The organism is Oceanimonas doudoroffii, from assembly GCF_002242685.1.
GTDB lineage: Bacteria > Pseudomonadota > Gammaproteobacteria > Enterobacterales > Aeromonadaceae > Oceanimonas > Oceanimonas doudoroffii.
In genome coordinates this window covers 900,359-917,134 of record NZ_NBIM01000001.1, presented here as the reverse complement: position 1 = coordinate 917,134, position 16,776 = coordinate 900,359, and the positions used below count along the sequence as shown (strand labels likewise).

At 50.3% G+C, this 16,776-nt stretch carries 16 protein-coding genes; 11 read left to right on the top strand and 5 right to left on the bottom strand.

Annotated features, from left to right (window positions below; genetic code table 11):
- The first annotated feature begins 1,223 nt into the window (after window positions 1-1,223).
- From traJ to B6S08_RS04185, 7 genes are all read left to right on the top strand, one after another.
- On the top strand, window positions 1,224-1,598 hold the full coding sequence (gene traJ, locus B6S08_RS04215; protein ID WP_094199505.1) for a conjugal transfer transcriptional regulator TraJ: 375 nt from the start codon (window positions 1,224-1,226) through the stop codon (window positions 1,596-1,598).
- Window positions 1,595-3,373, top strand: coding sequence for a TraI/MobA(P) family conjugative relaxase (gene traI, locus B6S08_RS04210; RefSeq protein WP_094199504.1), 1,779 nt, complete (start codon window positions 1,595-1,597; stop codon window positions 3,371-3,373). The genes traJ and traI overlap by 4 nt, the downstream gene beginning before the upstream one ends.
- A gap of 255 nt (window positions 3,374-3,628) precedes the next feature.
- A complete protein-coding gene (gene trbJ, locus B6S08_RS04205) occupies window positions 3,629-4,405 on the top strand; it encodes a P-type conjugative transfer protein TrbJ (protein ID WP_094199503.1) in 777 nt (258 codons plus the stop codon).
- 2 nt (window positions 4,406-4,407) lie between these two features.
- Entirely contained in the window at window positions 4,408-4,605 is a 198-nt protein-coding gene (locus tag B6S08_RS04200; RefSeq protein ID WP_094199502.1) for a hypothetical protein, read from the top strand.
- Between the two features lie 2 nt (window positions 4,606-4,607).
- Complete coding sequence (gene trbL / locus B6S08_RS04195) at window positions 4,608-5,903, top strand: P-type conjugative transfer protein TrbL (protein ID WP_094199501.1); 1,296 nt, start codon at window positions 4,608-4,610, stop codon at window positions 5,901-5,903.
- Between the two features lie 55 nt (window positions 5,904-5,958).
- Entirely contained in the window at window positions 5,959-6,156 is a 198-nt protein-coding gene (locus B6S08_RS04190) for a hypothetical protein (RefSeq protein WP_211284152.1), read from the top strand.
- 20 nt (window positions 6,157-6,176) lie between these two features.
- The gene (locus tag B6S08_RS04185) at window positions 6,177-6,431 is read left to right on the top strand and encodes a hypothetical protein (protein WP_094199499.1); all 255 of its coding nucleotides are present in this window, start codon (window positions 6,177-6,179) and stop codon (window positions 6,429-6,431) included.
- Window positions 6,432-6,633: 202 nt separating this feature from the next.
- Here B6S08_RS04185 and B6S08_RS04180 read toward each other — a convergent pair whose 3' ends face one another.
- Together B6S08_RS04180 and B6S08_RS04175 are read right to left on the bottom strand one after the other, a co-directional pair.
- Window positions 6,634-7,578: a LysR family transcriptional regulator gene (locus B6S08_RS04180; protein WP_094199498.1), complete on the bottom strand. Its 945-nt coding sequence runs from the start codon at window positions 7,576-7,578 to the stop codon at window positions 6,634-6,636.
- 237 nt (window positions 7,579-7,815) lie between these two features.
- The gene (locus B6S08_RS04175; protein WP_094199497.1) at window positions 7,816-8,787 is read right to left on the bottom strand and encodes an IS5 family transposase; all 972 of its coding nucleotides are present in this window, start codon (window positions 8,785-8,787) and stop codon (window positions 7,816-7,818) included.
- 170 nt (window positions 8,788-8,957) lie between these two features.
- Here B6S08_RS04175 and B6S08_RS04170 point away from each other — a divergent pair, with 170 nt between their 5' ends.
- The 4 genes from B6S08_RS04170 to B6S08_RS04155 are packed head-to-tail and all read left to right on the top strand — an operon-like array spanning window position 8,958 to window position 13,123.
- On the top strand, window positions 8,958-10,085 hold the full coding sequence (locus B6S08_RS04170; protein WP_094199496.1) for a metallophosphoesterase: 1,128 nt from the start codon (window positions 8,958-8,960) through the stop codon (window positions 10,083-10,085).
- Between the two features lie 15 nt (window positions 10,086-10,100).
- Complete coding sequence (locus B6S08_RS04165) at window positions 10,101-10,955, top strand: SDR family NAD(P)-dependent oxidoreductase (protein ID WP_094199495.1); 855 nt, start codon at window positions 10,101-10,103, stop codon at window positions 10,953-10,955.
- 49 nt (window positions 10,956-11,004) lie between these two features.
- Window positions 11,005-12,237 carry an MFS transporter gene (locus B6S08_RS04160; RefSeq protein WP_094199494.1) on the top strand — a complete coding sequence of 411 codons (1,233 nt, stop codon included), beginning with the start codon at window positions 11,005-11,007 and terminating at the stop codon, window positions 12,235-12,237.
- 58 nt (window positions 12,238-12,295) lie between these two features.
- Entirely contained in the window at window positions 12,296-13,123 is an 828-nt protein-coding gene (locus B6S08_RS04155) for an aldo/keto reductase (RefSeq protein ID WP_094199493.1), read from the top strand.
- Between the two features lie 998 nt (window positions 13,124-14,121).
- Here the strand turns inward: B6S08_RS04155 and B6S08_RS04150 are convergent.
- From B6S08_RS04150 to B6S08_RS04140, 3 genes are all read right to left on the bottom strand, one after another.
- A complete protein-coding gene (locus B6S08_RS04150) occupies window positions 14,122-14,778 on the bottom strand; it encodes a flavodoxin family protein (protein ID WP_211284151.1) in 657 nt (218 codons plus the stop codon).
- A 93-nt stretch (window positions 14,779-14,871) separates the two neighbouring features.
- On the bottom strand, window positions 14,872-15,801 hold the full coding sequence (locus B6S08_RS04145) for an alpha/beta hydrolase (protein WP_094199492.1): 930 nt from the start codon (window positions 15,799-15,801) through the stop codon (window positions 14,872-14,874).
- 49 nt (window positions 15,802-15,850) lie between these two features.
- The gene (locus B6S08_RS04140; protein WP_094199491.1) at window positions 15,851-16,768 is read right to left on the bottom strand and encodes an alpha/beta hydrolase; all 918 of its coding nucleotides are present in this window, start codon (window positions 16,766-16,768) and stop codon (window positions 15,851-15,853) included.
- Window positions 16,769-16,776 lie beyond the last annotated feature (8 nt).

Here is a 16,776-nt window from a genome sequence, read left to right as displayed (position 1 = left end):
TCACAAATGACTCGAATGGATCCCCTAACGCGGGGGGAGCGTAATTTGTGGCGTGTTCGGCTGGGAGTGGCCCTGGTTATGTTGCTAGAGCATGATTTATCTCTTCACTATCAGCCAGCACCTATCACCAGGCTTAAGCATGGGATCAGTCAAGCAGTCGCTCGCCATGTGCTGACCCATAAGTACGCTCCAGCTGGAGGCTGGCATATGGATACCCTGATCCGTGCCGTGTGCGGTGATGATGTCGCTGGCCAGGCCATGCGTGATGGGCGCAGACGGCTGAGACTCGATGCTACTGGGCTGGCCACATTGGGGATAGAAATCACTGATGAAAACAGAGTAACGCGTGGCACAGCCGCCCGATAGCGTGGTACAGCCGCCCGAAGACGTGGCGCACCCGCCCGAAAGCGTGGCACACCCGCCCGATTTTTTGCCGTTTTAGCAGGATCTTCAGGATATTCAGGATATCCAGGCGGTATAACCGCTCGCTTTATGCGAGCGTTTACACCTTAAGGAGAAAAGCTCTGCCGAGCTTTATTAAACGGCCTGCGGCCGAAGGTTTAACGCCAGGAGGTAAATGGCCCATACGGCTCAGTAACTCTTATTCCTTGGCGTTCAACCCGACCGAAGGGAGGAAATGATCAGGGCACTTCGGTGTGTTGTTGCGTATGTAGATGCTGAAAGTGTCAATGAAACGGGTTTTTACAAACTTTATGCTCATTTAACTTATTAAAACTTAAGGTTTTTATTTTTATTCTGCTCACAGTACCCCCATTTTGTTGACACTTGAGGGGCGCAAAAATCGGGCTTTATTGACATATGAGGGGCGGTGACCTGAGTAAATAAGGATACCGGGTGGAAAGCTGTGTATTCCAGTGTGCAGAACATAATGACAGCGCTACAGGAAAACGCTGCTAGAGCGCTATTTTACCGCTGTTGGAGCACAACTGGATCGCTGTCACTGTCGGGCTAATCGTTCATTCAGGCTGTTATGGCAGAAATACACAGCAAAAAACAGATGAAAACAAAGAAAAGCAGAGAAATGCACAGGGCATACATACAAGAATCAAGGCTGAGGTGCGGGCAGGATGTGTGAAGTAGTCCCACCATGCAAGCATGACGGAGCCTCTTCACTGGCCCTTATTCGCACCTGCGGTGCTCAATGTTCATCCTGCCCTGCGGGGCTATAACGCTTTGCTGGCGACCACAAAGAGGACACCAAGATGGAGGCACAGGAAAACAAAATAACCAGGAAGAGCTGTACCCCGATCAAGGTGTATTGCTTGCCTGAAGAGCGAGCGGTGATTGAAGAGAATGCCAGGAGGGCGGGACTGAGTGCGTCAACCTACCTGCGGGAGGTGGGGCAGGGTTATCAGATACAGGGAGTAACCGATGCGGAGCAGGTGCGTGAGCTGGTCAGGGTAAATGGTGATTTGGGCCGCCTGGGTGGGCTGTTAAAGCTCTGGCTGATGAATGACGCCAAGGTAGCTGCGTTTGGACCCAATACGATACTGGCGCTTCTCCAGCGCATCGAAACGAATCAGGATCGAATGAGCCACCTTATGGAGTTCATTCTTCGGCCAAGGGCCGAATCATGATTGCCAAACACATTGCCATGCGCTCACAGGGCAAATCCGACTTTGCCGGGCTGGTGAATTACATCACCGACAAACAGAGCAAGGAGCATCGGTTGGGCCAGGTGCGGTTGACCAATTGCGAGGCGCATTCAATCAGGGATGCCATCAGCGAAGTGTTGGCAACCCAGTTTACCAATACCAGGGCAAAGAGTGACAAGACGTATCATCTGATTGTCAGCTTTCGGCCCGGTGAGCAGGTAGATGCCAAAACTCTGGCCGCCATTGAAAACTGCATTTGTGAGGGACTGGGCTTTGGTGAGCATCAGCGCATCAGTGCCGTTCACAATGATACTGACAATCTGCATGTTCATATTGCCATCAACAAGATCCATCCAAAGCGCAACATCATTCATGAGCCCTACTACTCACACCGAGCATTGGCCGAACTGTGCGGGGCCATGGAGCAGGACTACGGGTTGCAGCAGGATAACCACATGCCGCGCCGGCAGGGAGCCGAGGCTCGGGCGGCAGACATGGAACGCCATGCGGGCATTACAAGCCTGATTGGCTGGATCAAGCGCGAGTGTCTGGACGAGCTGAAAACGGCTCAGTCCTGGAGCCAGCTGCACCAGGTGATGAGTGCTAATGGTCTGGAGCTTAAAGCACGGGGCAACGGGTTGGTTGTGGTGGCCAGCAATGATGTAACGGTTAAAGCCAGCTCCCTGGGGCGTGATTTCTCCAAGCCGAAGCTGGAAGCACGTTTCGGTCCGTTCGAGCCAGGGCAAACGAAACAGGCAAGCCCCCGCCGGACGTACCGTAAAGATCCGGTGCGGCTGCGGGTGAATACCACCGAACTTTACGCCAAATACAAGGCTGAACAGGCGACAGCAACGGCTAACAAAACAGCGGCCCTGGAAGCGGCAAGGCGGCATAAAGACCGGCGACTTGAAAGCGCCAAGGTCAAAGGCAAAGCGAGGCGGGCAGCCATAAAACTGACCGGCAGCGGCAAGCTGACCAAGAAGCTGCTTTATGCACAGGCCAGCAGTGCTTTGAAAGCGGACATTGACGCCATCCAGAAACAGTATCAACAAGAGCGCAGTACCATTTATGAAGCCAACGCCCGGCGTACCTGGGCCGACTGGCTCAAACAGAAGGCCCAACAGGGCGACGCCGAGGCGCTGGCGGCGCTGAGGGCCAGAGAGGCTGCTCAGGGCCTCAAGGGCAACACGCTCAGGGGAGAAGGGCAGACCAAGCCCGGGCATACGCCGGTGATCGACAGCATCACCAAAAAGGGCACCATCATTTACCGGGTTGGCTCCAGCGCTGTACGCGATGACGGCGACCGGCTGCAGGTTTCCAGAGAGTCCGGCCAGGCGGCTGTGCAGAGTGCGCTCAGAATGGCGATGGAACGTTATGGCAACCGTATTACTGTAAATGGCTCGCCGGAGTTTAAGGCAAGAGTGATCCGTGCGGCTGTGGATGGGCAGCTATCGGTTACGTTTGCAGATCCTGGCCTGGAACAACGCCGCCAGTCGTTAGTCCGGAGCCGGAGCACAACCGATGCCAAAGCTCGAAGCAGACGCGCCGGAGTGCCACCAATCGGCCAGTGTCCGCCATCAATGCGCCGTAACCGGCTGAAAACCCTATCTCAGCTTGATGCATTGAGCTTTGAGAAACGCGCAAGCAGAGCGTCCATTCAGCCAAAACCAAGTGAACAGGAGCGGCGCAAAGCCAGGCTACGAGCAGAAATGGATGCCAAAAAAGCGAAAAGACAAAAGAAAGGGCGGTCACTGTAGGGCCTTCTTTGATTAACCCTCGGGAAGCCTAACCGCTCCCCAGGACAATGACACCGATGTTCAACAACCATGCGGCCGCGCGTTCTAACGGTGTCGCGCAGGTCGGACGCCGGGATAGTAAGTGACGAGCTATCTCAGTAGAGGTCCACATTCACCGCTGATGTTCAGCAGGGGTAGCGATCACCATCATTTCTGGTAGCTCGCTACAGGTTGGTGAGTGCAACTTGGTCACGACAACACTAAGAGCACTCAATCATGCAAAGAGAACCGATTTTAGCGGCTAAAATGGCTGCGCTCGCTTTTTCAGTCGCCCTGATCTCTCCTGTGCCTGTGCAAGCGGGCATTCCCGTGGTGGATGGCACCAACCTGGCGCAGAACACCATGTCAGCGATGGAGGCCGTTGCACAGACCCTGAAACAGATTCAGGAATATCAGACCCAGCTGCAGCAGTACGAAAACCAGCTGCAAAACACCATGGCTCCGGCTGCTTACATTTGGGATCAAGCTCAGGCCACCATCAATGACCTGGTTCAGGCAACCAATACTCTTCAGCATTACAAAAATCAGCTTGGCAGCTTGGATGCTTATCTGGGCAAGTTTCAGGACGTGGCCTATTACCGCGGATCTCCCTGTTTTAATGGCTCTGGCGGTTGTACGCCGAGTGAACAAGCGGCAATGGAAGAAAACCGCCGCTTGGCGTCTGAGTCGCAAAAAAAAGCCAACGACGCATTGTTCAGAGGGCTGGAGCAGCAGCAAGACAACTTGCAAGCCGACTCGCGGCAGCTCCAGCGTCTGCAATCTGCCGCCCAGGGCGCAGACGGCCAACTTGCTGCCATTGGCTACGCCAATCAGCTCGCCAGCAACCAGGCTAACCAGCTCCTGCAAATCCGTAGCCTGCTGATTGCTCAGCAGAATGCCGTTGGCACTCGAATGCAGGCGGATGCTGACCGCGAAGCTCAATATCAAGCGTCCCGTGAAAGGTTGTTCGATATGGGAGAGCCAACCGACCGTTCAGAAAACAGGGGGTTCTAATCATGAAGAATATCACCCGTGTTTTTATCGTTAGCGCGTTGGCCTCTTTCGTTCTGGTGGGGTGCGGTGAAGATGACGGGCCTAAGCCTGCAACGATCAACTGTGACAACCCAAGCTTGACGAAAGAGCAGAGGGAAGAAGGGAACTGTCTTTGGGATATGGGCGAACCCACTGATCGCTCCAAGAACAAGGGGTTCTAACCATGAGCAAGATATTCATTCGACTTGTGATGCTCCTTGCAGTTTTACTGACTTCGCAAACTGCGTCAGCGGCCATTGAGCCTAATGGTGTCTTGGATGAAGTGGCCGTGCGTTTCATGACGGCCAGTGCTACTTGGGGCACGGTAATTACAAACTATGCTGCCTGGCTGTTCTGGACGCTGGGTACTATATCCCTTGTTTGGACTGGCGGGACCTTAATCCTTAAACAAGCGGATATAAGGGAGTTCTTTGCCGAGTTCGTGCGCTTCATCTTGACGTTTGGTTTCTTTCTCTGGTTGCTCAGAAACGGCCCAGACTTTGCGACGTCTATCATCGACTCGTTGAGAATGATTGGTGCTCAAGCCGGTGGCCTTCCGAGAGACCTAACCCCGTCAGAGCCTATTAGTATTGCGTTCGACATTATTGTGAAAGCTGGTAAGTCCTACAGCATCACAAGCCCGATAGATAACTTGTCTATTTTCTTAATCACGCTGGCAATTTTGGCTTGTATGGCGGTAGTGGCAGCCAATGTGTTGTTGGCCTTGGTGACGGCTTGGATATTGACCTATGCCGGTGTCTTCGTGCTGGGGTTTGGTGGTTCGCGTTGGACTTCAGATATAGCAATCAACTACTTCAAAAGTGTATTGGGCGTTGCTTTGAAGTTGATGACAATGACGTTGCTCATTGGCATTGCCATGTCGATCATGGACGGTTTCTATGCCGATCTATCCAATGATGCCCCTATGCGTGAACTGCTGGTGATCTTTGTCGTTTCACTGGTTCTTGTGATGCTCATTCACTCGGTTCCCAATGTGGTCGCCAGCCTGGTTCCTGGAGGCGGCGCGGCGGCAGGTGCTGGCAGTATCAGTGCCGGAGCGATGGCTGGAGCGGCTGTTGCCACTGGCGGTATGGCTGCTGGTGCAGCAATGGCTACCGCCGGCGGTGCGTCTGCTATTCAGGCTGCATTTGCAAAAGCAGGTGAGAACGTAGCGAACAATACTGACGTTATGTCGAGCCTGGGCGGAGCATTTAGCGGTGGCGGCGACTCCGATGAAGCTGGCTCATTTTCCCAAGCGTCCGGCCAATCTTCTAGCGGTGGCGAATCCTCTGGTGGCGGCTTTAAAGGCAGCGCTGTAAAAGCTGGTCGTATTGCAGCGGATACCGGTGCAAATTTGATGAAGGGTATGGGTGATATGGCCGGGGATCGGATTGGCCGAACTGCTGGAGGTCGTCTAGCCAGCTCGATCCGAAACAGTACGAAAGATAACGGGGATGACGACGACAAGGAGGGCGACTGACGCCGCTTCCCCTGCATTTGACAACGATAGCTTAGGCGGTGGAGGCACTGGCTGGATGAATCAAACGGACGGCTTTGATGGCCTATCCAGTGAGGGCCAGGAAGAAGCCCGCCAAGCACACGCAGAATGGCAAGAGCGCGACCCGGAAAAGCACACCTTCGACGTTGAGGATTACGTTTCGTTTGCCCAGGAACGTCAGCAGGAACGAAATAGTGAGATTGCCAGCTTTGTTAAAAAAGGCCGCATGGCCTAACTAGATAAGGATTACTGATTATGGAGTTTAACTTTCCACCCCAAAACCTTGCGGAGGTATTTGGTTTCTTCGCAGTGATGTTCATTGTGATGCTGGCCTTCTATTTTTGGGGCCAGTGGCTGCACAACACCGGACATGGCCCGAAGATGAAAGCCATTGCCGACAAAATGGAGGTACTCCAAAACAAGCAGGCCGGGCGTGCCTATAAGGACATGACGAGATCGGCCGATCAAATCGACAAAATGAGACGTTGGCCGTTTGGCCGACGCAAGTAGTTAGAAAGCACACGGGCCGGTGATGTTACACCGGCCCGCATTTTCACATACATCACACCGATTATGGTGAAGCTGTAACTTGTTTCTGGGCATTTGTGTGTCAGTGATTTTGCTAAATTAGGAAAACCGGGATTACTTCAGGTATGGGAAAACACCAATGCTATGCTCTTTACGATACGCAGATTGTATTAAATTATCTAATTCAATATCTATTGCTACTCATTTTATTGTGAAACGAAATCTCTTCACGTAATGTTGCAATTAACTCTCTTAAACCTTGTGGTACCTGTCGATGGCCAGGGTAATACAGGTACAGAGGTGGATCGATCGTGCACCAATCCGGAAGAACGGTCACTAACTCGCCACTCTTCAAATGTTCTTTAACGATCTCTTCTAAACAATACGTAATACCTACGCCTGCGAGCGATAACTCGACTGACAATGCTGTTTCATTGACACAAATATTACTTTGAACCTCAATAGCTCGGTGTTCATCGCCTTTTTGAAAATCCCACTTAAAGACTTCACCTCGCCCGGAACGCAGACGAATACAAGTATGATTCACTAAATCTTCTGGTACGTTCAGTTCTGGCCGCTTAAATAGATATTTCGGTGATGCCACAGTGACCCATTTCAACTCATTTCCTAATCTCGCTGCGACAAAGTCTTCGGGAACCGTACCACCAAACCGAATACCAGCATCAAACCCCTCAGAAACAATATCAACCATCTGATCATTTACCGATATTTCTAGTTGAACATCTGGGTATTTGGCCAAGAACTGATGGACGTATTTTCCCAGAATAAGCCTGGCACTGTCTGTCAGTACGCTCAGCCGTAGCTTTCCAAATGGTCTGTCGCGATAACGGTTTACATCATCCAGCGCTAACCCGATCTCCTTAAAGCCCACATCGAGCCTACGTGCCAAATTCGCACCAGCATCCGTCGGAGCTACAGTGCGACTGGTTCTATTAAGCAGTTTTACGCCTAATCGCTCTTCCAGATTTTTAATTGCGTGGCTCAAAGCCGAGGTAGTAATACCAAGTTCGTTAGCCGCATTCGTAAAGCTCCGTAGCCGCTCAACAGTACAAAAAGCATTAAGGTTTGAGAGATCGTTTTTGGACAACTTTGTCGTCTGGCTGCTCATTGATAAATACGCTATGTAGTTGAATGGAATTCATCATTAGTCTATACCGGCCTTGAACTGATTTCACCTTGTGTTTTCAAACCGTAAGGTCGAAAAACATTCGTATCCTTTTAGGGAACGTGTGATTAAGCCTCCACTTCTGCTGCAACCAGCACCCGTAGCAACTGGGGCCCCATTTAGACGTCACTATCCTGCGTTTTCCATCGGCGAGGCGCCTTTTCAGGCACTTCAGACGGATTAACCCTGTGCTCGCAACATCTGAACCACGCGCACGAGGTTTGACAGCGCGAACAGCATCGCCAGTTTGCCGTCATTTTTCTTCAGACCACGGTAACGGGCTTTTACAAAGCCGAACTGGCACTTGATGATCCGGAACGGATGCTCAACCTTGGCACGCAGGCTGGCCTTCAGATACTCGGTGCGGATTCTGACCTTATTGATGCGAGGATGCTTTTTCAGGGTCTTCAGCTGCCCGGGTTGTTCGGCGATGTGCCAGTCCGTACTGACATCTTTCAGCTCTTCCCGCTTTTCGGCGCCTCGGTAACCCGCATCGGCAAAGATGAACGCTTCATCACCATGAAGCAGGTGCTCTGCCTGGTTCAGGTCATGCTCATTGGCTGCCGTAGTGGTGAAGCTGTGCGTGATACCGGTGCGGGCATCCACGCCGATATGGGCTTTCAGCCCGAAGTGCCATTGGTTTCCCTTCTTCGTCTGGTGCATCTCAGGATCGCGCTCGCCACTGCGGTTCTTGGTTGAACTGGGGGCCTCGATGATGGTGGCATCGATCAGGGAACCTTCCTTGAGCAGCACACCGGCCTCGGACAGCCACTGATTGACCTCGTCGAAGATCTGGCGTGCCAGGCCATGTTGTACCAGCAGGTGGCGGAACTTCAGAATCGTGGAATGATCTGGGATGGCCTTATCCAGTGACAGACCGGCAAACAGGCGCATGGAAGCAATCTCGTACAGCGCATCCTCCATGGCCGGATCACTGAGGTTGTACCACTGTTGCATGCAGTGAATCCGCAGCATGGTAGACAACGGATAAGGACGGCGGCCGTTACCGGGCTTGGGATAATGAGGTTCGATGACGTTTTCGAGACGCGTCCAGGGGATCAGCTTGTCCATCCGGCCAAGGAATTTCTCCTTACGGGTCTGGCGGCGTTTGTTGCTGAACTCGCTGTCCGCGAATGTAAGTTGCTGATCCATCTCTATGTCCCCAATCGTGTGCAGCGGACATTATCTCATGCGGCAGACTTGATCACAGCTTCCTTAGTTGAATTGAATTCAATGAAGCGTGTACAAAACACGTAAGATAAGCCATTAAATTCCTAATATTATAAATATTGGTTCAACAATGATGTATTGGTTTTGATGGTATGTTTCATCTTTATATTGCATTAGGTTTCGTTTTTTTGTCATGGCGTTTTATCGGGCCAATGAAGGTACATAAACCTTTTAAATGGTTTATTGCCACTATTTTTCTATTCATTTCTCAATATCACCTAATACAAATCCAAATATTTGGAACCATGTTTTCACCAGAGTTACCACGATGGCTGGTCATTTTACTTGGGTGGGCGTTTTGTACCTTTGTACTTATCGTCGCTATAACGCTGATAAAAGATCTCTTATCTATCGTCTTATTTTTTATCAATAAAAGAAAAAAGTGGGCTGTTCATCGTCACAATGTGTGTTCTGTTATCACCTTGCTGCTATCAACATCATTTGCCGGAGTTGGTGTTAGTAACGCGATTCAGACTCCTAAAGTTCGGAAACTTGACCTCACATTACACGAGTGGCCAATAGCCTTGAATGGGCTAAGGGTAGTTCAACTGACAGACTTACACGTCAGCACTTTGTTTCCTGAGCCTTGGACTAAATCGGTGGTCAATCAGGTCAATGCGTTAGACCCAGATCTTATTTTGATAACCGGAGACTTCATTGATGGCACTATCCAGGACAGAGATAAAGATATAAAGCCATTAAAAAACTTAAAAGCTCGTTACGGTACCTACGGAGTCCTCGGAAATCATGAGTACTACTTTAATGCGATGGACTGGAACAAACACTTCGAGATGTTGGGTATTACGATCCTAAATAATGAACACCGTACATTAAACATCAGGGACTCATTGTTGACCTTGGCAGGTGTCACCGATGAATCTGCAAAGCAATTTGATTTTCCCACTCCAGATATACCGACGGCTTTAAAAGACGTGCCAAGTTCAGTTCCGATTATTTTAATGAAACACCAACCATCGGACGCTGCATTAGCAGATAAACAAGGGGTGACACTTCAGCTATCTGGGCACACACACGGAGGCATGATTTGGGGGCTCAATCAGATAGCAAAGTATGCTAACCAAGGATTTATATCGGGTTTATATCAACTGCCAACGATGCAGTTATATGTCAGCAACGGGGCTGCATTGTGGAATGGATTTCCCATCCGCTTAGGTGTTCCTGCCGAAATTACCGAATTTACATTGTATCTATCCAAATAATATTAGGAGAAACCTATGAATCATCCAGCTATTAGAGAAAACAATGTTGCAGTCGTGACAGGTGCAGCAGTTGGTATCGGCTTTGCCATTGCTGAGCGATTATGCAAAGAAGGAATGAAAGTTGTTCTGTTTGATAAAGACGGGATTCTATTGGCTCATGCCGTCAGTACATTGCTCAAACTCCATCCAAATGCTCAACTAAACCCTATTTTGGGTGATGTCACTTCAACTAAATCGCTGGAAAAACTTTATCACGCATCAACTGAATTCGGAGATGTCTCCGTAATTATTAACAATGCAGGCATCATTCAAGGCGCTGGCCCATGGCAAGACCTTGAACAGTGGCGTCACCTAATGGAGGTCAATTTCTGGAGTATTCTCCAAATACAGACACTGTTTACGGAGCATTTGATTCAAAAAGGAAGGCCTGCAGCTATTGTGAACCTGGGTTCAAAAGAAGGTATTACAACGCCCCCAGGTAATGCGGCTTATTCTGTTTCAAAAGCAGGTTTGAAAGTTTTGACAGAGCAACTGTCCCATGAATTGAGACAATTGCCGGATAACCTCATTACAGCTCATTTGCTCATTCCCGGTTACACATTCACTCCCATGAACTTCCCAGGAATGAATGATTCTTCTGAAAAACCACAAGCACCGTGGAACGCATCCCAGGTTGCTGACCGTTTGTTGGAAGGGTTGAGCCTCAACGAATTCTATATCTTCTGTGAAGATAACGAGGTCACTAAGGAACTCGATCAGAAACGAATGCAGTGGACCGCTGACGACATGATTAAAAACCGTCCAGCCTTATCTCGCTGGCACCCTGAATATAAAGAAGCGTTCCAGTCATTTATCCAATCTAAAGAATAAATGAGCAGCACACTTCATCCCTAATAAATTGAAAAAGAGTGATATTTGTATGGCTACGAATAACAACCAGGCGCTAACCAGACCCGTTCCACCTCATGGACTCTTTGCGGCCTTTATTGCCTTAGCCTTTGGCGGATTGTTCATTGGTACCGGCGAGTTTGTGTCCATGAGTTTGCTGCCCGATCTGGCCAGCACCATGAACATATCTATCCCTGATGCTGGCTCCTATATCAGTGCCTATGCTCTGGGAGTGGTGATAGGCGCTCCGGCGCTCGCCATCTTAGCTGCACGCTGGCCTCGCAGAGTGTTATTGATAGCGTTGCTGGTTCTATTTTCTGCTGGTTATGCCTTAAGCGCTGCGGCGTGGAGTCATCAATCACTTTTAATCGGTCGATTCATTGGAGGACTTCCTCATGGAGCCTACTATGGTGTTGCTTGTTTAGTCGCAGCCTCTTTAGTCGCTGATAATAAAAAAGCACAAGCCGCAGGGTATGTCATGGCAGGACTTGCAGCGGCCAATGTGATAGGAGTACCGGTTGCAACTTGGATTGGGCAACATTTAGGCTGGAGAGCAACGTTCTGGACTCTCACCTTCTCAGGATTTATCACAGTCGCTCTGTTTATGTACTTCATTCCGGAAATTCAACCCGACAGTAAAGCCAGTCCAAGGTCAGAACTAAAAGGTTTAACCCGGCCACTGGTTTGGCTAACGTTAGCGACTGCTGCTATTGGTTTTGGCGGTATGTTTGCTGTTTACAGCTATATCACGCCAACCTTAACTGAAGTGACCGGACTTGAACTCAATGACGTACCTATGGTTTTAGCGTTATGGGGGACTGGTATGGTCTGTGGCAATATCATTGGAGGTAGAATGGCGGACCAAAATCTGATCCGAACCATTTTCATCATTATGATCTGGAACCTGGTCAGTCTGGCTCTCTTCGCTCTATTAGCGTCCAGTGTTATTGGGACGCTCATAACACTATTTATGATTGGTTGTGGGTTCGCGTTAGTTCCAGCACTACAGGTACGATTAATGGAAGTCGCGGGAGACGCTCAAACTCTAGCGGCAGCGTTAAATCACAGTGCATTCAATATCTCAAATGCGATTGGTGCCAGTTTTGGGGGGCTTTCCATTGCTTATGGTTTTGGATGGGCATCAACCGGCTGGGTAGCAAGTGTACTTGCCATTTTAGGGTTGCTACTCATGGCTTTCTCCATGATCTATCAAAACTATCAAACTGCTCGTGGACAGCAAGAAATTGCCCAGAATGAACTCTAAATTATCAGTGAATAAATACTGATAATAATCTCACGTAATAACTTAAGGTGATAACGTTATGAAAAACGAACAAGCATTTATTCAATTGTCGGATGGCAATACTATTCCACAGATTGGTCTGGGCGTTTGGCAGGTTAGTCAAGATCAAGCAAGAACTGCGGTTAGCCATGCACTAAAGTCAGGTTATCACCATATTGATACTGCTTCGATTTACCAGAATGAAGAAGGTGTAGACAAAGGAATAAAAGACTCCGGTATTGCTCGCGACCAGATGTTTATTACGACAAAAATCTGGAACGACGCTCAAGGATTTGAGGCGACAAAGACTTCGTTAGATGCAAGCTTGGCACGCCTTCAACTGGATTATGTTGATATGCTACTCATCCACTGGCCAGCACCTGAAAAAAACTTATATCTTGAAAGCTGGCGAGCATTGATTGAAGCACAAAAAGAAGGAAAAGTCCGCTCCATTGGCGTTTCAAACTTTAATACTGATCACCTCCAGAAACTGATTGATGAAACCGGTATTACTCCGGTGATTAACCAGATTGAGCTGCACCCTTACTTTCAGCAATCAGAGCTACGCAAATTCCACAGTGAAAATAACATCGTGACTCAAGCTTGGAGTCCTTTGGGTCAAGGCAAAGTTCTAAGCAACCCGGTCATCGGTACGATTGCGACTAAACACGGAAAAACAGCGGCGCAAGTCATTATTCGTTGGCATATCCAATTGGGTAACGTTGCGATCCCGAAATCAGTAATACCTGAACGAATTGAAAGTAACTTGGATGTGTTCAATTTTGAGTTATCTAAAGCAGATATGGCTGAAATTGCTAATCTGGATAAAGGCTACCGCATGGGGCCAAATCCATTAGAGCTTAACTAAAAATAGTGACCTAAAAGGAAGCGATGAAATCTCATCGCTTTCGTTATGTCTATTCTAAAACCTAATATAAACGGTATTCTTTAGAGTCATGTGGCCTAAGTTTTGTGGCACTCTTATGTCTGTCTGCGACACATTAACATTAGAAAAATTCAGGCAAATTAGCTGCGTACAGAGGTAGTAAGTTTTGGTCTTAACACCGAATGGGGCATTTCTGTTTTAGATTTATTCATTTTTGCTTGTTTTAGCAACAAGAGTTAGTACAGCTTACTCTGACTCGATATTGAGGTAGAGTTACTTGATCGAGGATTTACTCGGTTTTAAGCTCGGAGTGTTGCCTGGAGTTTTTTTGTTGTCACGTCGACGTTGATCTGGTTTGCCGGTCGACTTGGCTATTGGTTTTGGCCCTGGTTTCAAACCCATGATTTTATCCTTTTTTATGATGAGGTTATTCCTCGCTGTACACTATTTGGTCAATGCTAGTGGTTTTCAAGATGTGTATGAAAAATAATCTAAAAATACACTTAAGGTTCCTTGCTGGTAACTCATGTTTTGATACGCTATCTAAAATGTACAACGACAAGTTGGAGATACAAGGTGGATAGAGTTGCATCGCGCCCGCTCACTGCTGAAGAGAAACAAAAGCTTCGTCGTGATATGGCAGAATCCTCTGCTTGGGCCAAAGCCGAACTAAAACGTCGACGAGACGCAAAAAATCAAAAAAATTCTGCGCATGGTATAGATGATGGTATCGATAACGACCATTTTTCTAACTAGCTGTTATGTAATCTTATTTTTTTCTCATTGATATTCGAGTGGGAATAAACCCGGTTATCGGTGAATGATAAAAGCCCCTGCATGCAGGGGCTTTTTATTATGTGGGCTTTATCAAGCCTTGTGCTATCTGGTGTGGGGGAGGCACTGGAATAGGCCCGTTTCTAGCAGTGTTCGGGTTCTACAATACCGGCTTTTAAAGCATACGGGCCGGTAATGATGCTTTGCTAACCATCGAGCCACTCATCCTCAATGAGCCGGAGCATGTCGTCGGGGGTCAGTTGCTGTGTCATCCGGCCACGTAACACGTGCCGATGCTCAAATGAACGTGCGCCGCGGGCCATTACCTTGGCCCTGAACTTCTCAATATATTCATCGCTGAAATGACTATTAAAGGTATTGAAGAGCACTACATGCTGGCCATCGAAGCGGTTGTGTTCAAGAAAGGCCCAGATCGGCGGAGCAGGACTGTAGAGCCACACCGGTGAACCGAGCCAAATACTCTCGAAGGGGGTCATGTCAAGGACATGCGGGGTGATGTCGGGCAGTGCCTCTGGTTCGGTTTTCAGTGCGTTGGCGTCCTTAAGGGCGTGGGCCAGGCCGCTGAGGCCGAGCTGGTAGTCTGGTGCTTCCAGGGGGAATAGCTGTGCATTGATCCGTGCGGCGACATGGCGGGCAGCCAGTGCAGTGTTGCCCGAGCGCGAGAAATACACCACAGCCGTACGGGAGTCCGTGACCAAGGTGCCCGCAAAGGGAAGTTTGCCTTTCAGTTGGCGGGCCTGTCGCTTTTCAGTCCAGGTCACGGCGAGTAATACACCCGATATAACGACAATGGCCAGCACGAGCACAATAAGGCTCCAGTGCATGAATGACAGTGACTTCACAGAGCTGCACCTCAACATCTATTGTCCTGGTTAAACGATGGAAGCGCCGCTTTCTGCAGCGCGCGCTTCAGGGAAGACATTACGGCATGCCTGTTAGAGGTTCTCCTTAAAGAAGGGTACCACCTGGGCCAAGGCGATACCCACCGGCTCGGGTTTGTCGTACAGATCATAGTGCGACCAACCTTCGGCCACCACGATGTGCTTGTTTTCCGATGCGGCACGACCGTAGATTTCCCAGCCATCACGGTAGGCGCCGAAACCGCCAGGCTTGTCGCCGATAACGATCATCAGCGGCTGCGTCAGCAGCACTTCGGCATGGGTAAAAGCATCCCAGCCCATGGCGGCACCACTGAACGACATCAGCTGGCTGGTGGTGCCGTTCGGCTGCTGGCCGCGGGCTGTTTTGTAGTACTCGGTGGCTTCGAGCACATCAATGTCGGTAATACCGGCCTGTTTTGCCGAATCTACCGATTCGGGCAGCAGGTCGGTCACCTCACGCGCCGTGCCCTGGGCCTGCTCAGTACGCATCCCGGCAATGTGTTGCGCCAATTCGCGCGGCTTGAACTGGGCAAAACCTTCGCGGATCAGGCGGCCATAATTCACTCCGGTGATGGACACCAGCGCCTTGAGGCGATGATCGGTTATTCCTGCATGCACCGTGTAGGCCCCGCCGCCGCACACACCAATCGCACCGATACGGTCGGCATTGACGTAGGGCAGCGATTGAAGGTAATCCACGGCAAAACGAATGTCAGACACCCGAATAGACGGATCTTCAATGCCGCGTGGCGTTCCGCCGCTGGCACCTTGGAAGCTCGCATCGTGCACCAGCACAATGAAGCCTTCCTGAGCCAGGCCCTTGGCGTAGATGTTGCCGGCAGTCTGCTCCTTGCAACTGCCGATAGGGTGGGTACTGACAATGGCAGGGTATTTGTTGTGCTCGTCAAAGCCGGGCGGCAGGTAGAGATCGGCGGCGGTTTCCCACCCCAGGTTCTGATAGGCGACAGTCTGGACGGAATTCATGTCGGGCTCCATTAAATTAATGATGGGGCAGGTACGCCCCTGATCAGGATTACTTCAGCTTGGTCAGGAAGAACGGTGCCAGCTTCGAAATGGCCTCATCCACGTACCTGGGTACATCGTATAGGTCCATGTGATCGGCACCTTCAACAATGTGCAGTGTCTTGTCGGTACTGGCAGCGCGGGCGAGCAGATCGTCACTCATCCACTTGCTGCCCGCGTTGCTGCCTGCCACCGCCAGGATCGGCTGGGTCAGAAAGGCCTCAGCCTTGTGGTAGGCGTCATAAGTGATGATTTGTGTCAGGCAGCGTGCCAGGGTAAAGCCAGGGGCGTTAGGGTGCTGGCAACGAGGGGTGTGGTAATACTCCCAGGCGCCACGCAGTTCGTTGTTGGGGGCGTCTTCTTCCTTCATCGGGGCCAGGGGCATAACGGCCATGTCGTTGCCCCTGGCATCGGCGGTACGGGCGTGCGTACCTGCCTCTATATAGGGCAGAGCCTCGGCATCCTTGACGGAGCCATCCCAGCCATTACGGAACATCTGGCCGATGTTCACCGCGCTGACCATGCCAAGTGCCCGGATACGGCGATCATTGATTGCAGCATTGGCGCTGTAGCCAGCACCGGCACAGATGCCCATGGCTCCAATCTTGTCACTGTCTACGTAGGGCAGTGTGATCAGGTAGTCCACCACGGCGCTGACGTCTTCGGTGCTGATGTAGGGGTTTTCCAGTTGGCGCGGTTCTCCGCTGCTTTCCCCTTGATAGGAGCGATCAAACGCGATACTGATCAGACCGTGCTCAGCCAGCTTTTTGGCGTACAGGCCGGCAGCTTGTTCCTTCACACCGCCGCCGGGGTGAGATACAACAACAGCAGGGTACTGTTTGCTCTCGTCGAAGCCTGCGGGGACGTTGATAACGGCGGCCATGGTGATGCCCTGGCCGTTGAGGTTCTTGAAAGTGACGTTAGGCATATGGAGTC

Bases quoted from the DNA above. Each gene is read 5' to 3' on its own strand.
- traI (WP_094199504.1), top strand. From the start codon at position 1,595: ATGATTGCCAAACACATTGCCATGCGCTCACAGGGCAAATCCGACTTT.
- B6S08_RS04165 (WP_094199495.1), top strand. From the start codon at position 10,101: ATGAATCATCCAGCTATTAGAGAAAACAATGTTGCAGTCGTGACAGGT.
- B6S08_RS04140 (WP_094199491.1), bottom strand. From the start codon at position 16,768: ATGCCTAACGTCACTTTCAAGAACCTCAACGGCCAGGGCATCACCATG.
- trbJ (WP_094199503.1), top strand. From the start codon at position 3,629: ATGCAAAGAGAACCGATTTTAGCGGCTAAAATGGCTGCGCTCGCTTTT.
- B6S08_RS04170 (WP_094199496.1), top strand. From the start codon at position 8,958: ATGTTTCATCTTTATATTGCATTAGGTTTCGTTTTTTTGTCATGGCGT.
- trbL (WP_094199501.1), top strand. From the start codon at position 4,608: ATGAGCAAGATATTCATTCGACTTGTGATGCTCCTTGCAGTTTTACTG.
- B6S08_RS04180 (WP_094199498.1), bottom strand. From the start codon at position 7,578: ATGAGCAGCCAGACGACAAAGTTGTCCAAAAACGATCTCTCAAACCTT.
- B6S08_RS04175 (WP_094199497.1), bottom strand. From the start codon at position 8,787: ATGGATCAGCAACTTACATTCGCGGACAGCGAGTTCAGCAACAAACGC.
- traJ (WP_094199505.1), top strand. From the start codon at position 1,224: ATGGAGGCACAGGAAAACAAAATAACCAGGAAGAGCTGTACCCCGATC.
- B6S08_RS04190 (WP_211284152.1), top strand. From the start codon at position 5,959: ATGAATCAAACGGACGGCTTTGATGGCCTATCCAGTGAGGGCCAGGAA.
- B6S08_RS04200 (WP_094199502.1), top strand. From the start codon at position 4,408: ATGAAGAATATCACCCGTGTTTTTATCGTTAGCGCGTTGGCCTCTTTC.
- B6S08_RS04145 (WP_094199492.1), bottom strand. From the start codon at position 15,801: ATGAATTCCGTCCAGACTGTCGCCTATCAGAACCTGGGGTGGGAAACC.
- B6S08_RS04155 (WP_094199493.1), top strand. From the start codon at position 12,296: ATGAAAAACGAACAAGCATTTATTCAATTGTCGGATGGCAATACTATT.
- B6S08_RS04160 (WP_094199494.1), top strand. From the start codon at position 11,005: ATGGCTACGAATAACAACCAGGCGCTAACCAGACCCGTTCCACCTCAT.
- B6S08_RS04185 (WP_094199499.1), top strand. From the start codon at position 6,177: ATGGAGTTTAACTTTCCACCCCAAAACCTTGCGGAGGTATTTGGTTTC.